The 1,889-nt window shown below is 67.3% G+C and carries 2 protein-coding genes and 1 pseudogene; 1 reads left to right on the top strand and 2 read right to left on the bottom strand.

All coding sequences use genetic code 11. The annotated features are described in order from the left end of the window. Positions 1 to 184: 184 nt before the first annotated feature. The gene (locus tag K0M74_RS00015; protein WP_293966749.1) at positions 185 to 859 is read right to left on the bottom strand and encodes a YggS family pyridoxal phosphate-dependent enzyme; all 675 of its coding nucleotides are present in this window, start codon (positions 857 to 859) and stop codon (positions 185 to 187) included. A gap of 56 nt (positions 860 to 915) precedes the next feature. Here K0M74_RS00015 and K0M74_RS00010 point away from each other — a divergent pair, with 56 nt between their 5' ends. After that, entirely contained in the window at positions 916 to 1,509 is a 594-nt protein-coding gene (locus K0M74_RS00010; protein WP_293966747.1) for a thiamine phosphate synthase, read from the top strand. On the opposite strand, the pseudogene K0M74_RS00005 reads toward K0M74_RS00010, so the two are convergent. Next, positions 1,506 to 1,889 (bottom strand): annotated as a pseudogene (locus K0M74_RS00005) (hypothetical protein); the annotation flags it as partial. The gene K0M74_RS00010 and the pseudogene K0M74_RS00005 overlap by 4 nt on opposite strands.

Here is a 1,889-nt window from a genome sequence, read left to right as displayed (position 1 = left end):
TGGGGCGCGACGCATGTACGCGTCGGGACGGCTTTGTTCGGGGTGCGGGATGAGGCCAGTGGCTAATGACCAAACCAGCCGTCGCCCCCCGCGAAGGCGGGGGCCCCTGTCGATTTGCACGGGGATAGAATAAAGAGCCGCTGGCGGCCCCCGCCTTCGCGGGGGGCGACGGCTGGTTTGGTCATTAGCCACTGGCCTCATCCCGCACCCCGAACAATGCCGTCCCGACGCGTACATGCGTCGCGCCCAGCATCACCGCGGTTTCAAAATCGCCGCTCATCCCCATCGAGCGCAGCGGCAGGCCGTTCCGCTCCGCCAGTTCGTCGAGCAGCGCGAAGAAGGGCGCGGGTTCGATGTCGGCCGGAGGGATGGCCATCAAGCCTTCAATTTTCAGACCTGCCGCTTTCGATTCCGCCAGCAACGCGGGAAGGTCGGCGACCTTGCAGCCGCCCTTTTGCTCCTCGTCGCCGATATTGACCTGGATGAACAACTGCGGCTGCTTGCCCGCCTTTTTGCTGGCCTTTGCCAGCGCCTGCACGAGTGACGAGCGATCGACCGAATGGATCGCGTCGAACAGCGCCACGGCTTCGTCGGCCTTGTTCGATTGCAGCTGGCCGATCAGATGAAGCGTTACGTTCGGCGCTTCGCCGCGCAGTTCGGGCCATTTCGCGGCGGCTTCCTGCACCCGGTTCTCGCCGAAATGGCGCTGGCCTGCGTCGATCAGCGGGCGGATTGCTGCCGCATCATGTGTTTTCGACACCGCGATCAGGCAGATGTCGTCGGCGCGTCGCTGGGAGCGCGTTGCCGAGTCGGCGATCTTTGTCCGTACTTCGCTCAGTCTGTCCGCCGCGTCGCTCATCACTCTTCCTATCCCGGCGCGTTGCGTGCGCCCGCGACGCGCCTATAGGAAGGGCGATGGTCCGACGCCACCCCCTGCCGCTGCAATGGCTGTTCAGCGACGAACGGCTGATCATCGGGGTCGTTCGGCTGGCGGCACTACTGCCGCCGGGCAGCGGGATTGTCTTGCGCCATGACAGTCTGGCCCGCGGCGCGCGCTGGCGCCTGTTGCGGCGGCTGATGCGCGTGGGGCGGGCACGCGGTCTGACGATCTTAGTCGCCGGTACGCCCGACATGGCGCGACGGTGGGGCGCCGATGGGGTTCACCTCCGCCAGCCTGACGCGCGCCGCGCCGCACAGGCGCACCGGCTCGGCCTGATCGTCACGATGCCCGTGCATGACGCGCGCGAAGCCCGCCGCGCGCGCCGTGCCAAAGCTGACGGCGCCTTCATTTCGCCGCTCTATCGGACCCGCTCGCATCCACGAGCTGAGGCGCTCGGTCCGGCTGCGTGGATGCGGCTGGCGCGAATGACGCAAGCGCAAGCGGTCGCACTCGGCGGAATGACGGCGGCGCGCGCGCGCCAACTCAACCGTGGGGCGAGCGGTATCAAACCCGGCTGGGCGGCAATTGAAGCTTGGGAGAAAGCAGCGCCGAAACGCCGACCGCGTTAAAAGCGGAAAGCGGTTCCGACATATACCGCCTGGCTGTCTCGGCGGGCATCGGTCAGCGGCTCGACGCGGTCGTCGCTGCGATAGCGAACCCCGGCCCTGACATCGATATTCTTGGTCAGGCGATAGCTGCTGACGACATCGACTGCGGTGGCGTCGCCCGGTGCAGTGATGCGGTCGGTCGCGCCGCTCGGGTCGGTGGGACGGCTGATCATGCGCGTTGCAAAGCGCGACTTCTTTTCGGCCTGTTCGGGCGCCTTGGCGACCGGCAGGTTACGCAAGTCGCGGCCGCGCGGCCGCGGGGGGGGGGCGGATTTTTTGAACCCCACCCACGCGCCCAAAATTTTAGCGCCCCGGGGGATAGCGAACGGCGCGGGGCGGGG

The sequence above is a fragment of the Sphingopyxis sp. genome, assembly GCF_019459305.1.
In the GTDB taxonomy this organism is placed as follows: domain Bacteria; phylum Pseudomonadota; class Alphaproteobacteria; order Sphingomonadales; family Sphingomonadaceae; genus Sphingopyxis.
Note: the sequence above shows the minus strand (reverse complement) of the source record. Positions and strands in the feature narration are given on the sequence as shown.